This is a genomic window from Brevibacillus brevis (assembly GCF_022026395.1).
Taxonomy (GTDB): domain Bacteria; phylum Bacillota; class Bacilli; order Brevibacillales; family Brevibacillaceae; genus Brevibacillus.
Window position 1 is genome coordinate 5,438,428 of sequence record NZ_CP041767.1, and the last position, 25,139, is coordinate 5,463,566.

Annotated in this window: 24 protein-coding genes and 2 other RNA genes; 14 read left to right on the forward strand and 12 right to left on the reverse strand. The window is 44.2% G+C overall.

The features are described from left to right. Nucleotides 1-105: 105 nt before the first annotated feature. From ssrA (FO446_RS25650) to FO446_RS25680, 7 genes are all read right to left on the reverse strand, one after another. Nucleotides 106-430: a transfer-messenger RNA gene (gene ssrA, locus FO446_RS25650) on the reverse strand. Beyond that, nucleotides 413-1,459, reverse strand: a complete 1,047-nt coding sequence (locus tag FO446_RS25655; protein ID WP_237899462.1) for a GmrSD restriction endonuclease domain-containing protein — start codon at nt 1,457-1,459, stop codon at nt 413-415. The genes ssrA (FO446_RS25650) and FO446_RS25655 overlap by 18 nt, the downstream gene beginning before the upstream one ends. After that, nucleotides 1,459-2,094 carry a hypothetical protein gene (locus tag FO446_RS25660; RefSeq protein WP_237899463.1) on the reverse strand — a complete coding sequence of 212 codons (636 nt, stop codon included), beginning with the start codon at nt 2,092-2,094 and terminating at the stop codon, nt 1,459-1,461. The genes FO446_RS25655 and FO446_RS25660 overlap by 1 nt, the downstream gene beginning before the upstream one ends. Before the next feature lie 282 nt (nt 2,095-2,376). After that, on the reverse strand, nt 2,377-5,574 hold the full coding sequence (locus tag FO446_RS25665) for a type I restriction endonuclease subunit R (RefSeq protein WP_237901094.1): 3,198 nt from the start codon (nt 5,572-5,574) through the stop codon (nt 2,377-2,379). Nucleotides 5,575-5,579: 5 nt separating this feature from the next. Next, nucleotides 5,580-6,788: a restriction endonuclease subunit S gene (locus FO446_RS25670; RefSeq protein WP_237899465.1), complete on the reverse strand. Its 1,209-nt coding sequence runs from the start codon at nt 6,786-6,788 to the stop codon at nt 5,580-5,582. After that, a complete protein-coding gene (locus tag FO446_RS25675; RefSeq protein WP_237899466.1) occupies nt 6,785-8,899 on the reverse strand; it encodes a class I SAM-dependent DNA methyltransferase in 2,115 nt (704 codons plus the stop codon). The genes FO446_RS25670 and FO446_RS25675 overlap by 4 nt, the downstream gene beginning before the upstream one ends. Before the next feature lie 44 nt (nt 8,900-8,943). Continuing rightward, the gene (locus FO446_RS25680; RefSeq protein ID WP_237899467.1) at nt 8,944-9,930 is read right to left on the reverse strand and encodes a restriction endonuclease; all 987 of its coding nucleotides are present in this window, start codon (nt 9,928-9,930) and stop codon (nt 8,944-8,946) included. Nucleotides 9,931-10,599: 669 nt separating this feature from the next. Between FO446_RS25680 and FO446_RS25685 the strand changes: the two genes are divergently transcribed. From FO446_RS25685 to FO446_RS25710, 7 genes are all read left to right on the forward strand, one after another. Continuing rightward, complete coding sequence (locus FO446_RS25685; protein WP_237899468.1) at nt 10,600-10,722, forward strand: antirestriction protein ArdA; 123 nt, start codon at nt 10,600-10,602, stop codon at nt 10,720-10,722. Between the two features lie 2 nt (nt 10,723-10,724). Then, nucleotides 10,725-10,925 carry a hypothetical protein gene (locus tag FO446_RS25690; RefSeq protein WP_237899469.1) on the forward strand — a complete coding sequence of 67 codons (201 nt, stop codon included), beginning with the start codon at nt 10,725-10,727 and terminating at the stop codon, nt 10,923-10,925. After that, nucleotides 10,922-11,092 (forward strand): antirestriction protein ArdA, encoded by a 171-nt coding sequence (locus FO446_RS25695; protein WP_237899470.1) that lies wholly within the window; start codon nt 10,922-10,924, stop codon nt 11,090-11,092. Before FO446_RS25690 ends, FO446_RS25695 begins: the two co-directional genes overlap by 4 nt. Before the next feature lie 143 nt (nt 11,093-11,235). Beyond that, a complete protein-coding gene (locus tag FO446_RS25700; RefSeq protein WP_237899471.1) occupies nt 11,236-11,523 on the forward strand; it encodes a hypothetical protein in 288 nt (95 codons plus the stop codon). 214 nt (nt 11,524-11,737) lie between these two features. Continuing rightward, nucleotides 11,738-11,872: a hypothetical protein gene (locus FO446_RS28980; protein ID WP_269137318.1), complete on the forward strand. Its 135-nt coding sequence runs from the start codon at nt 11,738-11,740 to the stop codon at nt 11,870-11,872. A 154-nt stretch (nt 11,873-12,026) separates the two neighbouring features. Then, nucleotides 12,027-12,641, forward strand: a complete 615-nt coding sequence (gene radC, locus FO446_RS25705) for a RadC family protein (protein ID WP_237899472.1) — start codon at nt 12,027-12,029, stop codon at nt 12,639-12,641. Nucleotides 12,642-12,660: 19 nt separating this feature from the next. Continuing rightward, entirely contained in the window at nt 12,661-12,819 is a 159-nt protein-coding gene (locus tag FO446_RS25710; protein WP_237899474.1) for a hypothetical protein, read from the forward strand. A 337-nt stretch (nt 12,820-13,156) separates the two neighbouring features. On the opposite strand, the gene ssrA (FO446_RS25715) is transcribed toward FO446_RS25710, so the two are convergent. The 4 genes from ssrA (FO446_RS25715) to secG all read right to left on the reverse strand — a co-directional run bounded on the left by ssrA (FO446_RS25715) (nt 13,157) and on the right by secG (nt 17,189). Beyond that, nucleotides 13,157-13,512: a transfer-messenger RNA gene (gene ssrA / locus FO446_RS25715) on the reverse strand. Nucleotides 13,513-13,671: 159 nt separating this feature from the next. Further along, on the reverse strand, nt 13,672-14,145 hold the full coding sequence (gene smpB, locus FO446_RS25720; RefSeq protein WP_016740379.1) for an SsrA-binding protein SmpB: 474 nt from the start codon (nt 14,143-14,145) through the stop codon (nt 13,672-13,674). A 148-nt stretch (nt 14,146-14,293) separates the two neighbouring features. Further along, nucleotides 14,294-16,804 carry a ribonuclease R gene (gene rnr / locus FO446_RS25725; RefSeq protein WP_237899477.1) on the reverse strand — a complete coding sequence of 837 codons (2,511 nt, stop codon included), beginning with the start codon at nt 16,802-16,804 and terminating at the stop codon, nt 14,294-14,296. A 142-nt stretch (nt 16,805-16,946) separates the two neighbouring features. Continuing rightward, nucleotides 16,947-17,189: a preprotein translocase subunit SecG gene (gene secG / locus FO446_RS25730; protein ID WP_007728789.1), complete on the reverse strand. Its 243-nt coding sequence runs from the start codon at nt 17,187-17,189 to the stop codon at nt 16,947-16,949. 281 nt (nt 17,190-17,470) lie between these two features. Between secG and FO446_RS25735 the strand changes: the two genes are divergently transcribed. The 5 genes from FO446_RS25735 (at nt 17,471) to FO446_RS25755 (ending at nt 21,320) form a co-directional block, all read left to right on the forward strand. Continuing rightward, nucleotides 17,471-17,866 (forward strand): YqzM family protein, encoded by a 396-nt coding sequence (locus FO446_RS25735; RefSeq protein WP_047069673.1) that lies wholly within the window; start codon nt 17,471-17,473, stop codon nt 17,864-17,866. A gap of 81 nt (nt 17,867-17,947) precedes the next feature. After that, nucleotides 17,948-18,700, forward strand: a complete 753-nt coding sequence (locus tag FO446_RS25740; protein ID WP_237899478.1) for an ABC transporter ATP-binding protein — start codon at nt 17,948-17,950, stop codon at nt 18,698-18,700. After that, nucleotides 18,697-19,461: an ABC transporter permease gene (locus tag FO446_RS25745; protein ID WP_237899479.1), complete on the forward strand. Its 765-nt coding sequence runs from the start codon at nt 18,697-18,699 to the stop codon at nt 19,459-19,461. The genes FO446_RS25740 and FO446_RS25745 overlap by 4 nt, the downstream gene beginning before the upstream one ends. Before the next feature lie 106 nt (nt 19,462-19,567). Continuing rightward, nucleotides 19,568-20,092 carry an RNA polymerase sigma factor gene (locus tag FO446_RS25750; protein ID WP_221868257.1) on the forward strand — a complete coding sequence of 175 codons (525 nt, stop codon included), beginning with the start codon at nt 19,568-19,570 and terminating at the stop codon, nt 20,090-20,092. Continuing rightward, on the forward strand, nt 20,082-21,320 hold the full coding sequence (locus FO446_RS25755; RefSeq protein ID WP_237899480.1) for a YjgB family protein: 1,239 nt from the start codon (nt 20,082-20,084) through the stop codon (nt 21,318-21,320). Before FO446_RS25750 ends, FO446_RS25755 begins: the two co-directional genes overlap by 11 nt. A gap of 43 nt (nt 21,321-21,363) precedes the next feature. Here FO446_RS25755 and FO446_RS25760 read toward each other — a convergent pair whose 3' ends face one another. Further along, nucleotides 21,364-22,374, reverse strand: a complete 1,011-nt coding sequence (locus FO446_RS25760; protein WP_237899481.1) for an ABC transporter substrate-binding protein — start codon at nt 22,372-22,374, stop codon at nt 21,364-21,366. Between the two features lie 183 nt (nt 22,375-22,557). On the opposite strand from FO446_RS25760, the gene FO446_RS25765 reads away from it, so the two are divergent. Then, entirely contained in the window at nt 22,558-23,565 is a 1,008-nt protein-coding gene (locus FO446_RS25765) for a FecCD family ABC transporter permease (RefSeq protein WP_232774033.1), read from the forward strand. Further along, complete coding sequence (locus FO446_RS25770; protein ID WP_221868256.1) at nt 23,565-24,602, forward strand: FecCD family ABC transporter permease; 1,038 nt, start codon at nt 23,565-23,567, stop codon at nt 24,600-24,602. Before FO446_RS25765 ends, FO446_RS25770 begins: the two co-directional genes overlap by 1 nt. The last annotated feature ends 537 nt before the right edge of the window (nt 24,603-25,139 follow it).

Below are 25,139 nucleotides of genomic sequence, written 5' to 3' on the forward strand. Positions count from 1 at the left end.
TAGTGGGGTTTATGGAACGCTTCTCATAGCTGTCCAAAGTTTCTCACATCAATGCGCCCAGACACAAAAAAACCACCCTAATCAGGTGGCTTCACTTTATGTATTTGGTGGAGGCGGGGGGATTCGAACCCCCGTCCGAAAACAGCGATACATGAGCATCTCCGAGCGCAGTCACTCATTTAAATTTCGGTACCGGATTCGCGGAGTGACGCGCTGACCCGTTACCTAGCCTGATTGATCTTCTTCCTTCGGCTCCAGGCGGAAGCCTCCGGCGTATCCCACTAAAGTTGAGCGCTAGTCATGCCACATGGGCGATGGAATGGTAGCGCCTCACTGGTTATTAGTATAACTTTTGTCATAAACTTAACCTATTATTTTTTAGTCCAATTTCTATTCTAATTAAGTTTTCCGATTAAGCAGTGATCTCCCCACACAAGATCATTCTAAGCGTTTCGAATCGTCTATAACGTTTGATCTTTGTGTTTGTACCCTCTAAACTTGCACCTTTATAATCTAAAATTGCTTGTATATATTCCTCTGATATTCGAGAATTTTCAAGTTCGTCATCTGATATTTTATAGTACTCGCAAAAAGTGTTGAAATTATATATTTCCGTTTTAGAAATGTCTCTACCATTGGTTATAAACCAATACGCTAAAGTGAATAAAGTAAAGAGATGTACCTTACTTCTTGCAAACATACTATTGATTGATAAGAATTGATCAACAACTGCCAGCATTTTATTAAACATTAAATAATCATCTTCAAGTTCATCATATGAATCGTTAAATGTATCATATACATTATTTATCAAGGACTGTGTTTCCGACTGAAACCCCAGTCTTAAAAATATTAGGATACTACTACAAAACTCTACATCTCTCATCCTTCTGACATCATTCTTCGAAAACACATCATATTTAGACCAAAAATCTAGGTTTGCTAGATCCTCTGAAAGCTTCAAGAAAAGACCATTAAAATCTGCTTTACGCAACTCCTGTGGGTTTAGTGAATAACTAGTACTGTTCATTCTTAAAAAAATTCGCTTAATCGACTCAATATCAACATCAGATATTAATCTAACCACCAATTGATATTGCCAAATTGTTAACTTATCCGTATCCGCAAGTTCTTCAAAAGTGCTATTAGCATATGAGCAATCTGTAAATTCTAGCCATTTAGGATTAAGTCTAAACGTTGAATCTGAAATATAATCAAAGATTGCTCTAAGGCGTTGTTGACCATCAATTATTTCATATTTAATAATCCCGTCTTTTTTTGTTTCCCAAAGATAAATCTCAGGTATAGGATTACCTATTAATAACGTCTCTATTAAACGAATTTTATCTTTTTGCAACCATACATCTCTTCTTTGATAGTTTGGGTTAATAGTTAATTTGTCCTCTTGATAAAGATTCCAAAGATCATATACTGAGAAATTATTTAAAGTGATTCTCATTATTTTATTTCTCCCCGTAATATTTTATCTTTCACTTTGTTTATTGAGCCAATTTGATAGTTTTTTAGTCCGTCCCATGATTCATACAATCTAAAATTAACTTCATGTAGGATCTTAAAAGAAGTTTGGAAATCCTTTGTTAGAGAATTGATATTTGCATTCCAATCTTTAATTTCTGGATTATAATTAGGTGGGATCACGTCAGTAATCATAAACTTACGGAATACAGCACTCGTTACATATTGATACTCATTAAAATTCTTACCAATTTTACCTCGATTACGCACTATTTCTAAGAGAACATCCCAGAAAATTTTAAAGCGTCGATCACAAATTACGGCTATATCTACATCGGAAGCCTCTATTTCTCCATCGTCAAACTCGCGAAATCCTACAAATGAATTTTCTTTATAGCTAAACCCTATTTTCGCACTCCCTACAATACAGATATTGTTAAAGTGTATATTCAACCGATTAGCAATTAATCTCTTTAAGTCATCATAATACAACGAACAATGTTCTGGGGGTATTTTAAGGATGTTACGAAAGTACCAGACATCATTGCCAAGAACAATGTTATTATATATTGTCTCATTTGACTGTTCTTCAAAGTATTGCTTTGGATCAAAAGTCATTTAACAATTCACCCAGACCATTTGTATTTTATTTATTCTTAATTAGTGTGATAATGCTACTCGTAAAGTTTAATTTTAAGCTTGTCACATTTTTATTTATTCGTTCCAAAACACAATTCGATACTATACGCAATACTTAATTAATGGCATCGCAAATTGTAGTCTGTTCATCTTGATTCCTGCTCAACGATAAAATTATTTCATATTAACAGATTAAACTAAGCTAAATCGTACCCACTAATTTTATGAATCCTCTCTGTTCACTTTCTATTTAAGTTAAGTTTATGAAGATACTGCATATATGGGCGAGGGTAAAGTTGGATAAGCATAGAAAATATGCTGAAACACCCGATGACTGACTTCTACAACTTCTTCGTCACTAAAATTATCTACGGGTAATCCGGTTGTATCATCCCAAAGGAAGTCACGGATTACACTAAATACTGCATCCCGAGTTGATTCTTTCTCTTTCCAATGCTCCGTTTTCAATTTACCTTCCTTTAACATCTGCAACAATTGCACGGCTACTTGTTTAATTCTGTCTATTTCTTTTTTATTTAGATCTGGTTTCTTAAGCAGGTCAAAAATGGCTAGACTCTCCACATCCAAACCCTCGCGTACTGCTCGACTTTCTTCTTCACCAAGTTCTTGTACCAGTTTCAACAAAGCCTCGAACGTCTTCTCAATCGTACTACGGTCTTTTTCTCGGTTGTACTCTTCAACAATCTTCTCATAATGTTGCTGAAAGTTTGTACGGAGTGGATTCTGCTTTAGAAGGCGAGCTAATCGGTCTTCAATTGCATTCTTTAGATTTTGAACAGTTGTATTCTTCGTAGGGCTTTTTTCAAACTCCTTGCGTAGGCGTTCAAAATCGATGTCAGCGATATTGTATGGTGTACTTTCTTCTTTGACTTGTGCTGGAGCAGTAACAATTGCTTCGTCTACAATTTCATGTAGTTGCTGAATAATATCACTAATATCTGCTTGCTGACGATCTTTTTCTAAACTCCGGTAAATAATGTTTATTGCATCGTAGTCCCTGCGATAATCGTTTACCCTCTGATCATTAAGGCAAGCTTTAAATTTCTTAAACACCGCACGGCACATGATTTCAAAACGCTTTCGTGTCTCATCATTTTGGTTCACGACATCTTTTGCCGTCATAATCGCCGCGTTCCGTTCAAAGCCAGTTTTCTGAATGATGTCATCTAGTGAGGCCCCACCTTCTTCTAAGAAAGCATGGACAAAAGCAATTGCTTCGTGCAAATCAGGTATCAACTCAGTTGCTGGTTTTGTAGGATCAACATCTCCACCTGTAAAATCACGTCCACTATCTCCTTGACCTGCATAAGTCGCTAATGCTTGTCGTAGGTTTTTGAAAATACCACAGTAGTCAACAATCATTCCGTTATTTTTACCTTCACTCACACGGTTTGCACGAGCGATCGTCTGCATTAGTGTATGCGCCTTCAACGGTTTGTCGAGATAAAGCGTGGATAAACTTGGAACATCAAATCCTGTAAGCCACATAGCACATACAATAGCCACACGGAATGGGTGCTCCGCTTTTTTGAAAGCAGACTCAAGGTCGATGCGTTCACCGTTACTATTAACGAATCCCTCTTTAATCATTTTACGGTGTGGTTTAATGTCCAAATCCCATTTTTGAAACTTGGCTACTTCGCCTTGCTCTTCACTCACTACGACTGCCATCTGGGTTTCCTTCATCCAATTGACTTGTCGTTGCCGATAAACCAAGTCTTGCTCATCCACGCTGTTTTGCAAATCACTTTCCAATTTCTGTGATCGTTCTTGCCAGTATCTTTGAATATAATTGTACATTCGAACACATGTAATTTTATCGATACACACCAGAATCGCTTTACCCGTTTCCCATGTAGTGGAGTAATGATCCACAAAGTCTTTGGCTATCTGCTCAAGACGTTTTTCTGCGGTGATGATATGATAATCTCGTTTCAATTCGTTTTCTAATCGTTGCTCAACGTCAACATCTTCTAATTCGAGTTGTTCCAGCTTTTCAGCTATCCGCTCATTTAATTCATTCGTAGTGATTCCAAGTTTTTCTCCGCGTGCATCGTAATAAAGTGGGACGGTTGCCTTGTCTTCTACGGCCCTTTGGAAATCATAAGTAGAGATATAATCACCAAATGTCTGACGGGTGATTTCGTCATTACTAAACAAAGGTGTACCAGTAAATCCAATGTAGCTAGCGTTAGGCAATGCGTTACGTCTATTCAATGACAATCTTCCGTACTGAGTTCGATGTGCCTCGTCACTAATTACAATGATGTCGTCTCGAGTTGAATAAGGTTGGCTGGGGTCAACGTCTTGGTTAAATTTCTGAATGAGAGTAAAAATGTAGGGTTTATGTTGAGTAAATAGAGTTCTCAAATTCTCTCCCGAAGAAGCCCTACATGGATCGCGATCGCTGACGAGTCCACAACCGGCAAAACTCTTATAAATCTGCGAATCAAGGTCTTCTCGGTCGGTACAAATTATAAAAGTGAAGTTCCCACCCAGTTTACGGTGTACTTTTCTAGTAAAAAAGATAATGGAGTAGCTCTTACCAGATCCTTGTGTATGCCAATACACCCCTAGTTTTCCTTGGCGTTCATGACGTTCGGTAATGGAGTTTACCGCTCGATTTACGCCAAGAAACTGATGGTTTTGAGCAAGAATTTTAACGGTACCCCCTGAGGACTCATCAAACAGGATAAAGTTTTCAAACAAGTCCATGAAGCTGTCCTTGTCACAAATACCTTTCAGGAGCGTTTCCATGTCTACTACTCCCTTTTCCTCTTCCGCAAGGCGCTTCCATTCATGAAAATGCTCATATCGGCTAGACAGGGATCCCACTTTGGCTTCGATCCCATTTCCCAGCACAATAAACGCATTGTGGTGAAACAAATGTGGTACCGTGTCTTTGTAGTCGCTCAAGTTTTGTTCGTAAGCAATACGAATGTCTCGATTAACATTCTTTAGTTCCATAAACAATAAGGGGATGCCATTAACAAAGCCAACTATATCCGCACGGCGTGTATAGATATCCCCTTTTATCCAAAACTCACGGACGCATAAAAAATGATTGCTAGTCGCTTTTTTAAAATCGAATACTTTCAGCCGTTCCTTTTGGAGTACCTGGTTACTGTCGTGATACGTAACCAGTACACCATCTTTCAAAAGAGAATATTTTTCACGATTAATAGTGAGCATATTTTGACTCGTACTATATTCCTTGATCTGTCTTACTGCATCCTCATATGCAGAGAAAGGTAATCCAGGGTTAAGTTCCTCTAACTTGTCCTGAAGGTAACGAACAAGAACAATTTCTTTTGGTGAGGTTCTTCCCAGTAAACTATCTTTACCATAAGTTTCGGAGATAGCATTTACACTCTCCCAGCCAAGTACATTTTGCATGTACTCGGCCGTGGTTACTTGTACGAGAGTATCTTCGTTCATACGGGTCACAATTGGATCTCTCCTTTCATCAGACGTGGAAGTAGGAGGTCGCGGGCTTCAATTAATATGTCATTCTGCCTTTGTAAATTTGCAAGTGATTCAAAGCAGTTTCTAGCAACCTCATTAAATTGCTCTAATAATGGGTTAGGTGGTAATACAAGTTGGAACTCGTTAAAGCAACTGATTTGAACGCGTTGCCGCCCTGAAGAACCGATCATACTCTTAATAGCATGTTCCCGAAAATCATAGGTTCGGGCTAAGCAATACACAAAATAAGAACTTACTCTAATTCCTCTTAGAACAATAAACTCTGTTGAACCACAGGCTACTTCTTCTTGCTGAAGAAAATTAACGTAAGCAGTTTTCCCATTCTCTAAGCAAGGAGTGATTCGAGCAAAAAGAGTATCACCATTACGAAATTTCCCCGAAGTAGGCTTGTCTCGATTCTCAACCTCCCTTAAATTGATCGTCATACCCGTTTCCGAGAGACTGGACATAGGAACATACCGAATTTCTTTTCCTTTTTCCACACGTTCTGCTGGGTTTATTTCAATAATTTCAGGCACAAACACTCTTCTCCATCCAATTGGAACTCCATCAATGATTTTCACATGCTCATGCCCGGGAAATCGTAAATCGACAAACCATTCCTTGTAGAGCAATCGGACTGACTCTTCCAAGAGAGCTATACGACGTTTGTTGTTTTCAATCAAGTAATCATAGGGAGAAAGAACTTCAATTATTTGTCTCTGTATGCTTCGTTCAGGGATAGGGACTGAGATTTGAGAAAGAACCTTTTGATTTAAATTGGATATATTTGTCCCACTTCCTAGTAATGATAATCTCTTGCGAAACTCAGACGATCTAAAAAAATACGCGTAAAATTTAGCCTCAACCTCAATAGATAAGCGAGCACGGATACAAAAGGCAGAAAACGATAAGTTTGCAGGTGGGTCTTCCACAAGTAATGAGCGGCCAACTAGATCCCTATTACCATTACTCCTTACGAAAAGAATATCACCATTTTGTAAAAATGAATCATCATTGACTCCTACCGCACTAATCTCTCCAAGAGAACTATAATCTGGAACAAATCGATCTCCAAAATCTTTTACGTTTATCATTAGGAGACCTGTTCCTTCATTTTCTTTTGTATAATTTAGTCCATTTCTGAATTCTGCAATTTGGCCAAGCATAATTTCCTTCCAAGTCATACTCCAAGCTCCTTAAAATTCTGCATAATCTTGGTTGCTAACTCTATTGCCTCAGCATTTAGTCCTTCTAACTCAACATGTATGTCTCGTAGGGCTTCTTCAAAATCAAAGTCTTCATCCACTTTTTCAGGTGCCACACCGACATATCGTCCTGGTGTAAGGCTCCACTCGTTCGCTTCCAGTTCTTCTTTTCCAACCAGTTTAACAAGTCCCTCTACATCTCGATACACGCCATCTGGGAAACGTTGAGTCAGCCATAATGCTTGTTTATGAAAGTAACGCACTTTTTTTAGTTGCTCAACTAATTCCTGACAAGCAACATCTGCTTCTTTCCGAGCCTTTGTTATATCACGACCAACCCATAATTTGCTATCTTTAGCATTTAAATCGTTCTCGCAGATTTCAATCACACGGTTAGTTAATTTATAGAGCATGTCAGCATGTTTCACGAGATCGCGACTCTGATCAGACAGCGAAATGAGGCACTCTGTTTTGTCCTTAAGAACAGAATTACTCTTTGCGCAATTCTCCCACACTGCTCGTTCCTTATCTAGTTTCATGCGGTAATCTTCTACATTATTTGAAAAGACCTGCAATCCATCTTTGAGCTCGTGAAATTCTGCGAACTTTAATTTTTCTTCCTGAACCGTTTGAAGAAAAGGTTGTAAGACTAATTGTAGATTTTTAATTTTATCTATATAGCCTTTTAACAAGTTACTGTTTTGTTCACTATCATCTACTCGATTAAAACAATCTTCAGCCTCATTAAATGTCTGTACTAGATATCTTTCTACTAATTTAGAAAATCTCTCGTTTTCTCCTCGATATAACCAGACAATTGATAGTAGATTTTCCAATTGTTCCGGGCTAAAGTCGTAAATTTTGCGGGTTACTTTACGGTAGATATTACGTGCATCCAGCATCAATACTTTATCTTTTTGATTCTCTGGTTTTGCACGATTAAGGAACCATAACTCACACGGAACAGATCGTGTGTAAAAGAAATTGGAGCGAATGGCTACCATGATATCGACCGATCCTGTTTCAATAAGTTTACGGCGGACAATTGCCTCATCACGACCAGAACTGGAAGCCTGCGACGACATAACAAAGCCAGCTCGCCCATTTTCATTCAGGTAACTATAGAAATAGCTGATCCATAAGTAGTTTCCGTTTGAGACCTTGCCACTTTTATTGATACCTGGGAGTCCAAAAGGTAATCTGGGATCTTGTTTTATCTTATCCGCGTCTACCTCATCAACGTTAAAGGGCGGATTAGCCATCACAAAATCAATGTTACCTCTTACTCCCATTGGGTCTTCATAGTAGGTTATTGCTTTTTGTATATTTCCTTCCAATCCGTGAACTGCTAGATTCATCTTAGCCAATCGAATGGTAGTCGGGTTCTTTTCCATTCCATAAAACGTAAGCCGCTCTGCCGGGTTTTCCTGTAAACGCTCGACAAAATGGGCGCTTTGCACAAACATCCCCCCGGATCCACATGCCGGGTCGAGTATTGTACCATTTTTCGGCTCAAGAACGTTTGCAATAAACGATACTAATGAAACAGGTGTAAAGAACTCTCCACCATCATGTGCCTTTTGGTCTGCAAATTGGGTAAGAAAGTATTCATAAATACGTCCAAAAATGTCTCCCGTTGCCCGTTTCAATTCTTCAGGATTGAGTGTACGTAAAAGTTGGCCTAAAACTTCGTTATCCAATTCCTGATATTCTGATTTAGGTAATACGCCTCGCAGTGTCTCGTAATCCTCTTCAATTGATTCCATCGCTTCGATAATTGCCTTTGCTCTATCCTCACTGTCAGGAAGTGCAACTAGATTATCAAATTGTGCCTTTTCTCTTAAAAAGATTGAGCCTTTTTGCGAGAAGTCTTCTTTCGTCAACTCACGTGTTTTTCCACCGCGTTTAGGCAAATTCACTATAATTTCATCTTTTACAGATAAATATCTGCTGTAGGCATGCCGCAAGAAGATTAGACCCATTACGGGCATAAAGTATTCATTACTGGCATAGTTGGAGTTTGCCCTAAGTGTATCTGCCGCCCCCCACAGCTTTTTCTCAATCGCTTCGATGTTCTCTAATTGTGCCATATATCTTTTCCTCCATGTTTAAATCAACGTTGTATTAAAATCATTTACATCGGTATATATATCCGTCTAAGTGGCAACAAAGCCTTCTTCGCTACGGTCATTTTCTCATACCACTCACTAACTAGCTCAACCAATTCCGTTAGATCAAGTAGTTTAACTCCATTTTGTTGTGCGACAGATTTTGCTGATGGGGTAAATCCACCTGTAGAAACAAAGAGACTGCTTGCTCCAATTGGGTTTGCTCCTAGAAGCTGTTGTATTTCAGGGCCACCTGCGGAAGTTTTGCGATGTTTTACTTGTACTTTAATGATTGGCTTTTCGAAACCGAAAGCATCACGATGAGCAATGATATCGACACCGCCATCGGGACCTTTAGGACTAATCCGCACCTGATAACCCATTGCCTCTAATAGTCCACCAACCAAGTCTTGCATTTGCCAGGCATCAATCTTATCTATAGCGTCTTCAAGCATTGTCATCGCTTGCTGGATAAACTCTTCCTTATCTGCACCCGTGTCATTTTCATCTTGTGTAGTTGGTACCGGTGTATATCCTTGTCCCTGCAATAAACTATCAAATTCTTGCGCCCAACCGTCAACTCGAAACACTGTTGAAATACCACCGAGTGTGTTTTTTGCTCCTTGAGAAAGATCATCGCGTGAAATTCGTTTTTGTTCCCATTGAACCCCGATTACGTTTGGATAGTAATCACTAATAATAGCCGGATTGTGAGAAAATGGTTGGGTTACCGTGCCAATCAGGTATTCTCGTGTCTCTTTTGAGTATGTAATGATCTTGTCTCCCTTTTGTATTTCCCTGCTAAATTTCCACACTTGACTGGCCCACTGAATTCTGGTTCCAGGCTTTTCGTTTGTAAACACTGCATGAGCCTTCTCTACCAGTTTATCTCTGGTTTGATAAGACAAAGGATTCCCCAGTTTACTCCAGCCGATTGATACGACATTTTCCCCTAACCATTCCGGTATTAATTCATTACTATCTCCCGCTCGTACCATCCACCATTTGGTCATGTATCTTTCCTCCTATGTAGTAGAAACGGAACCAGAACTACATCAGTTATCATCTACCTGTCTTTCTCTCGATTGAAAATATACCTACCAAAACGTCGCCGCATGAAATGCCTATTAAAGTTGTATTGGGCTAAGTTTTTATCTTTTGTATCTTTTGTCGAGGAGTCCCTATTCAAACACTTGCCCAAAGCGTTACTAAACATAATTAAATTATACAATAATACTCTCGACCTATCTTGATTGAAATCTACTTATATTTACCAAGAATATTACATGATTGTAACACTGGAATGTATTTATCCACTATTTTTTTACATATCCTGCCTAACGGCGAAACTGCAATTATCTACAAAACTAATAGAGACAAGAAAGTTGAACAAATTTTTGCTCAGTTCCACAATACAGAATACAAGGGGGGTACCAGCCGTTTCATGCCCTACCCGGTTCCCATATGGACTGTGATCTACTGCTCGCCAGTAGGTTACAGTCCTTTTTTGTTTTACTTGATGACTATGTCAGCAAGCAGAGAAGATGAAAAGGTTCCATCACTGAAAGGAGGTGATTCAAATCATCCGGGCGTTGTTGATTCCAAAGGCTACCCGGAGAACAGATAGTTTGTTGCCATATATGTGTAGTGAACAAAATCTTGCAGAATGGAGGAAACATGAAATGGAAGTAAAGCTCTTTGTAGCCAATCTGGCAAAGTACAACGAAGGAAAACTGGTCGGACTGGTTAAACCTGCCGATGAATCCGGAAGAACTGATGGAAAGATTGCAACACGTTTTGGGTGAGGATGAAGAATACGCGAATCCACGATTACGAAGTTCCCTTTCATATCAGTGAGTATGAGAACGCTTTTGAAATTAATGATACCGCCCTTTTCTTGGCCCGGTACGACAGCAAGATTGTGATTGCCCTCTCTGAATGCTTGGTCAACCTACAGGAAGTTGTGTGGTTGTTGGAGTATGGTGAATACAGTGTGTTTTCGACGTGAACAACCTTTGGGATGTCGCTGAGGAAATGGTAGATGAAGGCTACTTCGGCCCCATTCCCCTTTCAATCAGTTGCTATCTCGATTATAAAAAGATTGCTAGAGATTTGCAGATGAACGGATGGTACATGCATTATACGTTAAGGGTTGCGGTTCGTCCTTACATCTGATGAGGATTATTTCTCCCTCCTCTACATGAATCAATATCACTGTTACCTCTGCCTGCTGTATTAAAGCGGGTTATTTGTGTTGCCATTCCTATGAACGTAGCAAGTTACGAGATTTTTTAACAAGGAAAGAAGGTGGTCTACCAATGAAGGAATTATTAAACATGCTGGAATTGAAACAGGCGGAATTGCTGGTACGCGAAAGGATGCTACGCAACAGCGACACTAGCCATCCAGTCAATGCACATAATCTTGAACAAGTTCGTAATCGAGTCAAGTCTTTGCAAATTCAGATAGACATGATTGACGTTCTGCGATCCGTTGAGAATGAGTTCAGTAAAAGAGAAAGGACTGATTCAAGTGCAACAAAACAAACTGAAGCTGTTGAACGACACTCTTCAAATATTGTTGAACCGTTTGGCTCTCAACGATGATATTCATATTCAGATAGCTGGATACGTCTTGCAGTCGGATATTGTCCGCTACAGGAAGTTTGATTGCGATCCTGCTATCAGCCAAGTAGTACCCGTACAATCACTTTCATCAACATTGAAAAATCGACAGCAAACCTAGATGACTCATCTGCATGCAAACCACACGCAGATGGGTCATTTTTTCATTTCAGCCATTGAAGGGAGGTGAAGATCAATGCGTAGAAAAGTGGACTTGTACGAACAACGAAACTGGCTGTTGGCGGCATTGCGCCATTTGAGAGGAATCAAGCAGATGCGTCCTGATTGGGGACGGTTATATGCGCTACCCTTTCACGACTGGTTCTCATAGAAATGCAGATTGAACAGATGGAAAAACAAAAAGAGGGCGTGACCACAAAGGTGCACACCCAAATAAAAAACGGTTAATTGCAGTTTATCGTGTTCCATCCATCGGCACAAGGAGGGTATTTCGCCCTCCTTATTTCATTTTATGGAGGTAATGTATGACCGATAAATATACCGCTCAACCAACTCTAACGACCGTTCTCTCTCAGCTTATAAACGTGAAACCGGAAAGAAGAATCATCCAAGACCTGATAGCTCGCTTCCCTACCCTCCCTGACCTGCTAGACGCAACAGAAGACGAGTTGAAGGCCATTTCCGGTATCGGGGTGGTCAAGACCCAGCAAATCATTTCTGCGTTAGATATGGCACGCTCCATATGCTTACGAGCGACCTTCCCATCAATTGTCCGATCTGCAAGAGACATATTTGAGCATCTCAGGGTAGAAATGCAGTATCTCCCCAAAGAGCATTTTGTGGTCGTTGGACTGGATAACAAAATACGGACTCTTTTCTGGGAGGTAGTCGCAGTCGGATCATTGGATGCGGCAATCATCCATCCACGAGAAGCGTTCCGTCCCGTGTTGAATAGGAACTCAGATGCAGTGATCTTTGTTCACAATCATCCCTCTGGCGATCCAACCCCATCCAAAGAGGACATCGAAATAACCAAAAGACTACGACAGGCAGGAGAAATTCTGGATGTCCGGGTTATCGATCACATTATCGTTGGGTTCGAGACATATTGCTCTTTAGCCGAACAAGGGCATCTATAACATACAGGAGGCCAAAGCTATGATAAATCAACCCTTCACGAGCAAACCGCATCATCAACATATCCTGAAAGAAACACAGCTAGTCGATGCCTTTCACACACTGATGACGCAGGTTTCCCATCCTCAACAAGCTTACTACGCTTTCCGACGAGGATATCCAACGTATCGCAGGCAGTAACGCCACTGCAACGAAACATTTGCGGGCTACGTTACATCTTGCTCATCTCCTTGCCGTTCCGCAAAAACGACAGCATGTTACTGTTCGTCATCCTAGAGATATTGTCCAGTATTGCAGAGACAACATTGCGAATTTCGGCGAGAGAACCACGTTCCTGATCGGGTTAAATACCAAGAACATGATCCTCACCGACTCGAATAACATCAGATTTAGCACGCTATACATTGAACCCCTAACAAAAAGCCTTGATATGACGAGCTTCCCAAACCGCAATGAATAGCGAGCCTTCCCCACAAACGAAAAAAGCCACCTCTACAGGTGACATCACTGATATGTAAGGTGGAGGCGGGGGGATTCGAACCCCCGTCCGAAAACAGCGATACATGAGCATCTCCGAGCGCAGTCACTCATTTAAATTTCGGTACCGGATTCGCGGAGTGACGCGCTGACCCGTTACCTAGCCTGATTGATCTTCTTCCTTCGGCTCCAGGCGGAAGCCTCCGGCGTATCCCACTAAAGTTGAGCGCTAGTCATGCCACATGGGCGATGGAATGGTAGCGCCTCACTGGTTATTAAGCAGCGAGAGAAAGTTGTTTGTTGCCAGTTAATGGCGTTCCGCGTTGTTGACGAGGTCCGCAGCCCCCCGGCTCGCTTCTCATGCTCTACCATCCCCGTCGAATCCAGAACGCCCCCCAGGTAGGTGAGAAAAAGTCTAGGTGAAGAGCCATTAAATCCGCACCTAGACTGAATGATTACTAACAGTGTATTGGCTTGTTGTTGCTTATTAAATATAGCATAGGCAACACCCAAAACTCAACGTTGATTGCTGCCAAGCCTGCCAGTGCAATCCAATCAACCTTTTTGGCGTTCGCGCAGAGCACGCTCGATATCACGCGCAGACTCTTTTTTCTTGAGGTCTTCACGCTTGTCGTAGTTCTTTTTCCCTTTGACAAGTGCGAGCTCGACCTTGGCCCAACCGCCCTTCAAATAAATGCTGAGCGGGACCAGCGAGTACCCTCTTTCGCGAATCAGACCATTGAGCTTGAGGATTTCCAAGCGGCGCATCAGCAGCTTGCGAGTCCGCTCTGGCTCATGGTTAAAACGATTTCCCTGCTCGTACGGACTAATATGCACATTGTACAGTAGCAATTCGCCATTCTGCACACGAGCGAAGCTGTCTTTGAGCTGGACACGCGCTGCACGCACGGACTTGATCTCCGTACCGGTCAGCTCAATGCCTGCCTCGTATACTTGCTCGATGTGGTAATCGTGGCGCGCTTTTCGGTTTTGGGCGATTGTCTTGGTTCCGGCCTTATCTTTTGACATGGAGATCACCTCACTTGTACGTACTGCGTTTCGTACCAGTTAGTCTAGCAAATTTTGCCCATTGTGGCAAGTCATTTACCCGGTAAATAGCCAACCCCGAAAAGGGAAACGGATCGTTCCGCGTACTTTTCGGGGTTTAAACAACTGTTTAACGGCGTTTCCGTTTCGCCTGACTGGCTACATTTTTGCGGTTCTTTTTCTTCGACTTGACGAGATCTTCCCAGAATCCCTTCTGGCGTTTCGCTGGGGTATCTCCTTCTCCTGCACCGATTGGCAGCACTTCTTCACCGCTCGATGCTTTGCCCGATCCAGCACGGCGAGGAGGTTTGTTCCCTTCCGTTTTGCGGCGATCCTTGTATTTTTGACGGATTTCCGCCGGATGCTTTTTGTCCTTTTGACGATCCGGTTTGCCTGGACGATCTGGACGGCCTGTACGTGAACGATCTTGTTTGCCACGTGTGGGCTTACGATCTCCACCTCGACCATCTATTACGCGAGGCGTACGCTCACGGCTGCCGCGGAATCCAGCCTTCGGCATCCCGACGATTTCGAAGTCGATGGTGCGTTCATCCACGTTTACATTGGCTACACGTACCTCGACGACATCCCCGATCCGATACTGCTTGCCTGTACGCTCACCAACCAGCGCAAACATTTTCTCATGGTAATGATAGTAGTCGTCGGTCAAAAAGCTGACGTGCACCAAGCCTTCAATCGTGTTAGGCAGCTCGACGAAAATCCCAAACGAAGTGACGCTGGAGATGACGCCTTCGAATTCTTCTCCCACTCGCTCAAGCATGAACTCCGCTTTTTTCAGATCGTCTGTTTCACGCTCGGCATCGACAGCCAACCGTTCACGTTGTGACGCATGCTCCGCGATTACTGGCATTTGCTCTGCCCAGTACCCCAGACGTTTTTCTGATATTTGATCCCCCAGCTCGATCCATTCGCGAATGCGACGGTGGACGATTAAGTCGGGATAACGGCGAATCGGCGAAGTGAAATGGGTATAAAACTCCGTAGACAAGCCGTAATGCCCCAGACTTTCCGCGTCGTAGCGCGCTTGCTTCATGGAACGCAGCATGACGGTGCTGATAATAATTTCTTCCGGTGTTCCCTTTACCTCTTCCAGCAATTGCTGCAACGCACGTGGATGGACAGAATTGCCTTTCCCGCGGATTGAGTAGCCAAAATTCGTGATGAACTCCATGAAGGCCATGAGCTTTTCAGCATTCGGGTCTTCGTGAATCCGGTACATGAACGGCTGCTTCATCCAGTGGAAATGCTCGGCCACTGTTTCGTTGGCAGCGAGCATAAACTCCTCGATGATCTGCTCCGCAATCGATCGCGTACGGAAGCCGATTTCTGTAGGGGTTCCCTCTTCATCGACGTAAATTTTCGCTTCACGGAAATCGAAGTCAATGGCGCCGCGCTGCATCCGTTTTTTACGCAGCTTCAAGGCCAGCTCTTTCATATCCTCAAACATCGGGACGAGTCTGCTGTACTTCTCAATCAAAGCTTCGTCCTTGTCTTCCAAAATACTGCGTACATCTGCATACGTCATGCGCTCATCTGTACGAATTACACTCAAAAAGATGTCGTACTTGACGGTGTTTCCGTTCGCATCCATCTCCATATCGCAGGAAATCGTCAATCGGTCTACCTGCGGATTGAGACTGCATATGCCGTTGGACAAGCGATGTGGCAGCATCGGGATCACGCGGTCAACTAAGTAGACACTGGTACCGCGACGATACGCCTCATTGTCCAGCTGGGACTTTTCACGAACATAGTAGCTGACGTCAGCGATATGCACGCCGAGTCTCAGGTTTCCATTTGGCAGCCTCTCCAGGGAAACGGCATCGTCCAAGTCTTTGGCATCTGCACCGTCGATCGTAACCATCATCCGCTCACGCAAGTCACGACGACCGCTGATCTCCTCCTCGGAAATCTCATCTGGTGCAGCCTCAGCCTCTGCTAACACGTCATCTGGAAAAGCTTCTGGCAAGTTGAACTTGCGGATGATCGACAGAATATCGACGCCCGGATCGTTCTTATGGCCGAGAATCTCGACGACCTCACCCTCAGGATTCACTCGCCCCTCTGGGTAACGAACGATGTTGACGACTACCTTGTGACCATCTACAGCACCGTTATAGGCTTCTTTTGGGATAAAAATATCCTTGCCGAGCCGCTTTTCGTCGGGAATGACAAACGCGTAATACGTCTCGTCCTTGAACGTCCCTACGACCTGCTTCATTCCCCGCTCGACGATGCGAATAATTTGTCCTTCCAGACGATTGCCGCCTGCTTCCTTTTCCACACGGACCAATACGGTATCCCCATGCAGCGCACCGTTCATATCATTCGCATGAACGTATACGTCCTCCGCGCCCTGTGTTTCCGGGATCACAAATCCGAAGCCCTTCGGATGACTTTGCAGACGTCCACGCACCAGATTCATTTTTTCAGGCACACCATACCGATTCGCTCTGGTGCGGATCACCTCTCCGCTCGCTTCCAGTGCATTCAGTGTTTTCACAAGCTCCTTGAACGTGGCAGAATCCTTGATTCCAAATGCTTCTTCCAGTTCCCTCACCGTCATCGGGTGGTATGCTTGCTCTCGCATAAACGCGAGTATTTTTTCTTGATCTTCCATTCACAAACCTCCTTTTTCGCGTGGCATTCCCGCGTTTCTCCATGACCATCCTATTATGTAGTATTCACCGTTCCCGCATATCGCAATCGGAATAGAGAAAAAGACAGCAAGTTGCACTCGCTGTCTTTCGGCCGTTCGTCTATTACGCTCCTGATTTCAAGAAATACCCGAGCAAAATCGCAAAAATCATGAAGCCAACCGCAAATACAACGGTCAGTTTCCCTAAAAGTGCGTCAATCCCGCGGGCTTTTTGTTTGCCCATCAGTTGCTCTGCGCCGCCACCAATCGCTCCGGAAAGGCCGGCACTTTTTCCCGATTGCAGCAACACGACGATAATTAAGCCAATACTTGCGATCACAAGTAAAATTTTCGCAGCCAATGCCATTTTCATTCACCTCAAAACGTATTTCCAAGGCGGAAAAAACCAATACAACAACTTTATCACACTTGTCTGGTAACAGCAACCCGCTATCCCTTCCATTATAAGAGAAATTCTTTCAAATAATATTGACCGTTATAAGGTAGAATAAGAGCAACGTGTTTTTACGAAAAAATGGCAAATTGTGTACTTTCTTTGTCTTGTTGGGTAGTCGCCTTGATATTGTCAAACTTTTGCCGTAAAATTACCATGAAACTTTATAATTTGCTTTGGGAGGTCTTTGTCAGATGGCTGGGTCCAACAAAAAAGACATGAATCAAAACGATGTAATTGATTCCGCGAAGGCCTTTTTTACTTCGTTTGGTATCTTGTTTCTTGTTTTTCTCATTGCACTTGTAGGATCAATCATTTTCCCACCAAAACATGGCGAAGAAGCAAATGGTGGCGGCGCACCAACTGCACAAATTGACGCTGCTGCTGTATTTAAACAAAATTGCGCTTCCTGTCATGGTCAAAATCTCGAAGGCATTGCAGGTCCAAACCTGACAAAAATTGGAGCGACGCTTAGCGCTGACGACATTGCTAAAATCATCAAAGAAGGTAAAGGCGGCATGCCCCCTGGAATGCTGAAGAAACAACCAGAAATTCAAGCGGTTTCACAGTGGCTGTCGGAGAAGAAATAAGTACATAGATAGCCTGTAAGAAAGAAACACCGAAGACTTTTCCTCTTCGGTGTTTTCCGCGTTAATGGGGAGGCTTTTCATATGATCATCAAGATTGAAGCTTTGGGGAAACAAATCCACTCCCCTGCACGTACATGGTTGTTCCGTGACGTAAACACTAGCATTATGGAGCCTACGATTATTGGCATTCTGGGGAAATCAGGTCAGGGAAAAAGCACCTTGCTTCGTATTTTGGGTCGTCTTTTGCAACCTGACGCCGGTACGGTTTTCCTGGAGAAGAAAGAAATGACACTGTGGGACGCGAAAGCTTGGCGAATGAAAATCAGTTATGTGGCTCAGCAGGCCGTTATGCTGCCAGGCAGCGTGGAAGACAATCTGCGGACAGTAAGTACCCTGCATCAGCGTCCTTTTGATAAGAAGCTCGCCTCAGCCTTGATGGAACAGTTATATATGGAAGAGATTGATTGGTCAAAACCGGCCGCTCAACTCTCCGGCGGTGAAAAACAACGGCTCGCTCTCGTTCGTAGCCTGATGCTTCAGCCATCTGTCCTGCTGCTGGATGAGGTTACCGCTTCACTCGATACGAAGAGCAAGCAGGCTGCTGAACGGCTCCTCGTCGATTTGCACCACCAAACGGGCACGACCTTAATTTGGGTCACGCATGATTTAGAAGAAGCACGAGTCGCTTGCAAGCGCATTTGGTTTATGGCCAACCACCAGCTCGCAGAAGACGCTGAATCTGAAGCGTTTTTCCACTCGCCCCAATCCGAGGAAGCTCGTGAATTTTTGCAAGATGGGAATGTCCACGCTGCCCTCAGTGAGGTGCAGCGATGACGCATACGCTTACGGATTCATACATGTGGCTACTCTTTGCCTATGCATTTGTTTTCATTGCCCTCCTGCTTTCCGTTTGGCAGAAGCTCGGCTTGGAAAAGGATATTTTGATTGGCACCATCCGCTCTACCGTTCAATTGCTCGGGATCGGCTACGTCCTACATTTTGTCTTTGCTGCCGATAGTGTCTGGTTTATATTATTGATCATTCTCATGATGATCTTGGTCGCTTCGTGGAACGCTGCCAGCAGAGCCAAGCATTTATCGGGGATCTTTTGGCGGATCTCTATATCACTTGCATTAACAGAGGTCATCACTATGGGACTGTTGGTTGTACTCGGGCTTGTATCTCCTACGCCGCAGTACCTCATCCCGATGAGCGGCATGATTATTGGCAGCTCCATGATCGTCATGAGCCTTTTTCTCACGCATATGAACAGAGAAGTAGAAGCCTCTCGCGGGGACATCGAAACTCTGCTTTGTCTGGGAGCGACTACACGCCAAGCCGTGCATGTGGTGCTGAAGCGAGCCGTCAAAGCGAGCATGATCCCCACCTTTGACACGATGAAAACAATCGGACTCGTCCAATTGCCAGGGATGATGACCGGAATGATCGTCGCGGGTGCCAGTCCCATCGAGGCCGTTCGCTACCAAATCCTCATTATGCTCAGCTTTAGCTCCTCAGCGGCCATTTCGGCGGTTCTGATCAGCATGCTCAGCTATCAGCTCTGGTTTACACGGGATTCCATGCTCCACCCTTAAATACAAGCACTGTCGGACACAGCTTCCGGCAGTTTTTTTGTTTTTGTAATGAAATGCACCCTGAGTCGTCAAATTACATGTAGAACGTACAAAAGGTGGTTCAGCTATGGACAAAAACGGTTTAATGGAGCAATGGTTCCTACGCTATGGCGATGATATTTACAAATTTCTTATTTACTACACAGGAACCCGCGATGTGGAAGACCTCGTTCAGGATGTCTTTTTAAAAGCGCTTCGGTCTCTGGATGCATTCGAAGGCAGATCGCAACCGAAAACATGGCTATTGACGATTGCCAGAAATACCGCCATCGATCATAAACGAAAGCAACGTCTGCGTAATTGGCTGCCAGACAAATGGCTGGCGAATGTAGAGACTGAAGAAAAAACACCGGAGGAAATTTTGCACGTACATGAGGAGCAGCAAGCACTTTACCATGCAATCCGAGAAGTAAAACCCGCATTTCGTGAGGTGCTCATTTTACGTGGGGTCAAGGGACTGTCCTCCAAGGAGACGGCTGAAATACTGGGGTGGTCCGAAAACAAAGTAAACGTGACATTGCACCGTGCCATGAAAGCTGTCAGAGAAATACTTGAACGTGAGAAAAAGGAGATGATTGGCGATGCGATCTAATTCAGACCATGACTTACTATCGAAATTGAAAGGAATGCCGGATATGAAAATGAACGGAGAACAAAAGCACGAGATCGTTTCTGCAATTCGCCAAACAAATGTGAGCAAATCTGGAAGGACAGCTTCCTTACGTGGTTTCGCTACGATTGGCAAGGGATTGGCCCTCTGCTCCGTACTTGCTGTGACCGTCTGGCTGGGTGCCTCACTCCTTGCGAACCAACAACAGAGTACATTGCCAGATACCGTTGCACCTATTGCTCCTGGCTCTCCTACCGCTTCTCCGGGACCCGGTCCAAACAACAGCGTGACAACACAGCCTATTCCGCAGTCAGAGGAACTCTTGTCACAAATTCGTTCAAATGCAAAAAAAGGCAGAGTCATCTCCCTTCCTTTCGTTCTGGAAAAAACGATAGATGAAGTAGAAAAGGGCTGGGGAAAGCCTGAGAAAACCTACTCAGCAAATGGACTGATCTACTCTGCCTACCCGAAAAAAGAAGTCGTGTTTGGCTACAACAAAGGCATGCAGCTCGTAGACATGCACAGGACAGATTCACGCTTGCAGCAAATCAGCTTGTCTGCCGTCGAAAAGAGCTGGGGAAAACCGAGCCGTATCAGCGAGTTTGGCGATCATACAATTTATACCTATGATGTGACGAGTGAATATCAGGTCAAGCTGATCTTCCAAGGCACGAAAAGCACGAGCAAAGAAGACTTGATTCTTGTGGAATACCAACTGTACTACCCGCAAGGAAACAAAAATCTGATGCTTTATGGGAATAATGCCGAATTGTTGCAAAGCGTGCGTGATCTCGCCGGGAAAGGCCAAATCATCGGCAGTCAGTATCGTTTAGAAAAAGATGTATTCGATGACGCAGAAAAACAGTTGGGCAAACCGGATGTCGTCTCCTTCGTCAATGGCATCACATACAATACGTACCGGGATCTCAACCTAGTCTTCGCCTTTAACAAAGGAATGCAAATCGTTGATATTCGTTCCTATGACCCACGCCTGCAAGCAATTACACTTGCCGAGGTGCGTGAAACACTTGGGGAGCCAGCTAGCAAAACCACAACGGGCGGCCAAACCATCTACACCTACAAGGTAACCCCTGATTACGAATTGAAATTTATTTTCTCAGGCATCATGACCGATGACCCAAACACTATCTTCATCGATCACGTAAACATTTACTACCCACGAGGAACATTCAACAACATGGCGGGATAACCACACAAAAAAAAGACGGGAGCATCAGTCCCGTCTTTTTTCATTATTTACCGATGATGTAGCCTTCCAGCTCATCCAGTACTTTATTCGCTGCGATTACGCCACCGGAAGTATTCCAGATGGTGTCATCCACTTTGATTGCTTTGCCCGCTTTCACGACGTTCAGGTTTTTCCAGAGTGAATCGTTTGTCCACTCTTGCTCCAGCTTGGATGCCTCGCCCTTGCCTGTTTCGTACGTAAAGTAGAACATGATGTCGCCATCCATTTCCGGAATGCGCTCTTTGGTTACTTCTGCTGCGAAATCGTCTTTGTCTTGGGCAGCTGGACGTGCCAGGCCAAGGTCTTTGAAAATCGCACCAGTGAAGGTGTTTTTGTAGTAGATGCGAACTTTGCCAGGCATGAAACGTACAACAGATACTTTTGTGTTCAGCTTGTCGCCCGCTTTTGCTTTAAACTCTTCTACGCGTTTGTTCCAATCAGCGAGGATTTTTTCACCCTCAGCCTTTTTGTTTACTGCTTCCGCGAACAAAGAGAAGTTTTCTTTCCAGTCGCCGCGTGGCTCTTCCACGAATACGGTTGGAGCAATTGCAGTCAATTGTTGATAAATTTTTTCATGACGGAATTTCATACCCAGAATCAAGTCAGGTTTCAGTGCCGCAATTGCTTCCAGGTTAGGTTGTCCTTCTGTACCTACGGATTTTGTACCCTCAAGGAAAGACTTGGTGAAATCGTAGAATTGTGTTGGATCATTAGCTGCACCTACAGCCCCTACCGGCTTCACACCGAGAGCCATCAGAGTTTCAGTACCTTGGTTAGTCAACATGACGATGCGTTCTGGCGTACCTTTAATGGTTGTTTCGCCCATCGCGTGTTTCACTGTGTAGCTTTGGCCGGAACCCTCGGAATTGCCTGTTGCTTGGTCAGCAGGCTTTTGTTCTGCCGGCTTTTGTTCGCTTGCTTGCGGAGTTCCACAACCGGTAACAACCAGTAAGAGCGCCATTAAGACAGCAAAAAAAGCTTTACCGCCTACGGTCCGATATGTACGAGAAAACATGATGAAAGGACCCCTTTCCCTTTTCTATAATGAGAATTCATATCAATGACAGAGTCTATCCTACTCCCCTGCTTGTCAAAAGTCAATCACAAAATGATAATGACTATCAACGTCATTGACACTTCCTTTATGTAGCTCTACACTTAACTATGAAACCATCTAAGAAATAAGGATGTAGCCATCATGAATACTTTTTTAGCTAGCAACTTTCGTAAAATTCTGGGACTGGTATTCGCCCTTCTCCTTCTGACTTACCTCAGTTATGCCAGCCTCATCTTTGGCGTCATTGACACGAGCTGGCAAACTGCGATTGATGCCTATACGAATTTTAACGGCTCCAATGAACACATCGTCATTAAAGAAGTGCGAGTACCGCGTGTGCTCAATGCGCTTACGGTCGGTTTTTGCCTCGGTTTGGCCGGAACGCTGCTTCAATCCTTGACGAGAAACCCTGTTGCAGATGTTGAACTGTTCGGTCTTAATGCAGGTGCTTCTCTTTTTGTTGTGTTCGCCGTTACATTTGTCGGGATCAGCTCCTTGACCCAATTTACATGGATTTCCTTTTTAGGGGCCGCTGTAGCAGGTTTGATCGTTTACATGCTCGGTTCATTCGGCAGAGATGGACTTTCGCCTGTGAAGCTGGTCTTAGCGGGTGCAGCTATCACCGCCTTGGCTTCTTCGATCCGACACGGCATGATGGTCCTGAATGAAAAGGCTACGGACGAGGTGCTTTTCTGGCTGGCAGGGTCAGTCGGAGGCAGAAAGCTGGAGTACTTAGCCACTGTCTTTCCTTATATGGTCATCGCCTGGATCGCTGCTTTTGTCCTCGCACGTCCGATTCAAACGTTGTTGATGGGTGATGACGTAGCAAAAGGTCTCGGACAACGCACATTATTGGTCAAATTCAGTGTTGGAATCGTCATTGTTCTCTTATCCGGTTGCGCAGTTGCTGTTGCTGGACCTATTGGTTTTGTCGGTTTGGTCACTCCACATCTGGCCCGCTATCTCGTCGGAATCGATACACGCTGGGTACTTTTGTACAGCGGTCTGCTTGGTTCCATCCTGCTGCTGTTAGCAGACATCGGCGCTCGCTATATTGCAATGCCTGTTGAGGTTCCTATTGGAGTAATGACAGCCCTGATCGGGATTCCGTTCTTCATCTATGTCGCACGCAAGGGGCTGGATAAATAATGAAAGACTACCTGTCTCTTCGCATCGGCAAGCGCTTTTCATCGTTTCAGCTACATAAAAGGACGATCTTGTTTTCGCTACTCTCCTTGCTGGTCGTCATCGCAGTAGCGGTTGTCAGTCTCGGAATGGGTGAAATGAAAATCGCCTCGCTCGATGTGGTAAAAGTTTTGTTGGGAATCGGTTCAGAAGAGAATGCTTTGATTGTGGAGCAATTTCGACTGCCTCGCATCGTCATTGCCATTCTGGTAGGTGCTGCACTTGCCGTCGCTGGTGCCATCATGCAGGGGCTCGTCCGCAACCCGTTGGCTTCCCCGGATATTCTTGGGGTATCGGGTGGAGCATCTGTTTTTGCAGTCGGCTTTTTGATCTTGTTTGAAACAGTGAGCATTAAGTGGCTTCCTCCCATCGCTTTTTTGGGGGCAACATTGACGACATTCCTGTTGTACGCCCTCTCTTGGAAAAAAGGCGTCACACCGCTTCGTCTCGTCATGATCGGTGTGGGAATCAAAATCGCAGCGGGTGCCATCGTCACCATGCTGATCATGTTCAGTCCGTTTTTGCTGCAAAATAAGGCATTACTCTGGCTGACTGGTAGCATCTACGGCGTTGACTGGAACGATGTATTCATGATTTTGCCGTGGGTCGTCGGACTGATTCTCGTAGCCGGCTTCCTTGCTAGACGCGTGAACATTCAACAGCTCGGCGATGATCTGGCAACGAGTCTCGGCAGTTCCTTGCAATTGGATCGTTTCCTCCTACTGATGATTTGCGCGGCATTGACGGGAACAGCCGTCTCTGTTGGAGGAGATATCAGCTTTGTGGCTTTGCTGGCCCCACACATTGCCAAACAAATGATTGGTCCGTCCTTTGGCGGTGCCATGACACTCTCGGCTTTCTTGGGTGCCATTATCGTATTGCTTGCGGATTTGATTGCACGCATGGCTTTTTCACCAATCGAAGTGCCTGTAGGAGTATTCACCTCTGCCATCGGCGCTCCGTTTTTCATCTACTTGCTGTACAAAAACCGAAATCGCTAGGAAAGAACTTAGTCCCGCTGTAGTGGTGGGGAGGAAACAGGAGAAAACGCTCAGATTCTTGTCCCACCCGCTGAGGGATTCACTGCCCGACTCCATGCAAAAAGCGAAACCGCGTCCAAAGTTGTTCTTTCAGGATGTTTTTCAGAGGTGGACGCTTAAGAGCGTGTTTCACTTTTTGCATGGAGTCTCGGTCGGTGTACCAAAGATCTTCGCTGTTTTCTCCTGTTTCCTCTACGAGCTTTCCATGTTAGTCCGATTTTAAAAGCCTTAAAAGAATGTAGAGCATATTCCGTTACTCCAGAGAAGAATATTTCCAGACGTAGCGACTTGTGGAGTCCTACCGAGCGGAGAAGGGATTCGCGGGCAAAAGAAACGCAACCGTGCCCATACGACGAAGCGGCTACCGCTTTTGCGTTTCCCCGCGAATCCCTTCGGAGCGGACAGTACACACTTCCAGTGGGACGGAGCCTGGAGCCTAGACTGGAAATATTCTTCTCCCCACCAGAGCCACATGCGGCCCTGAAATTATTTTTTTAC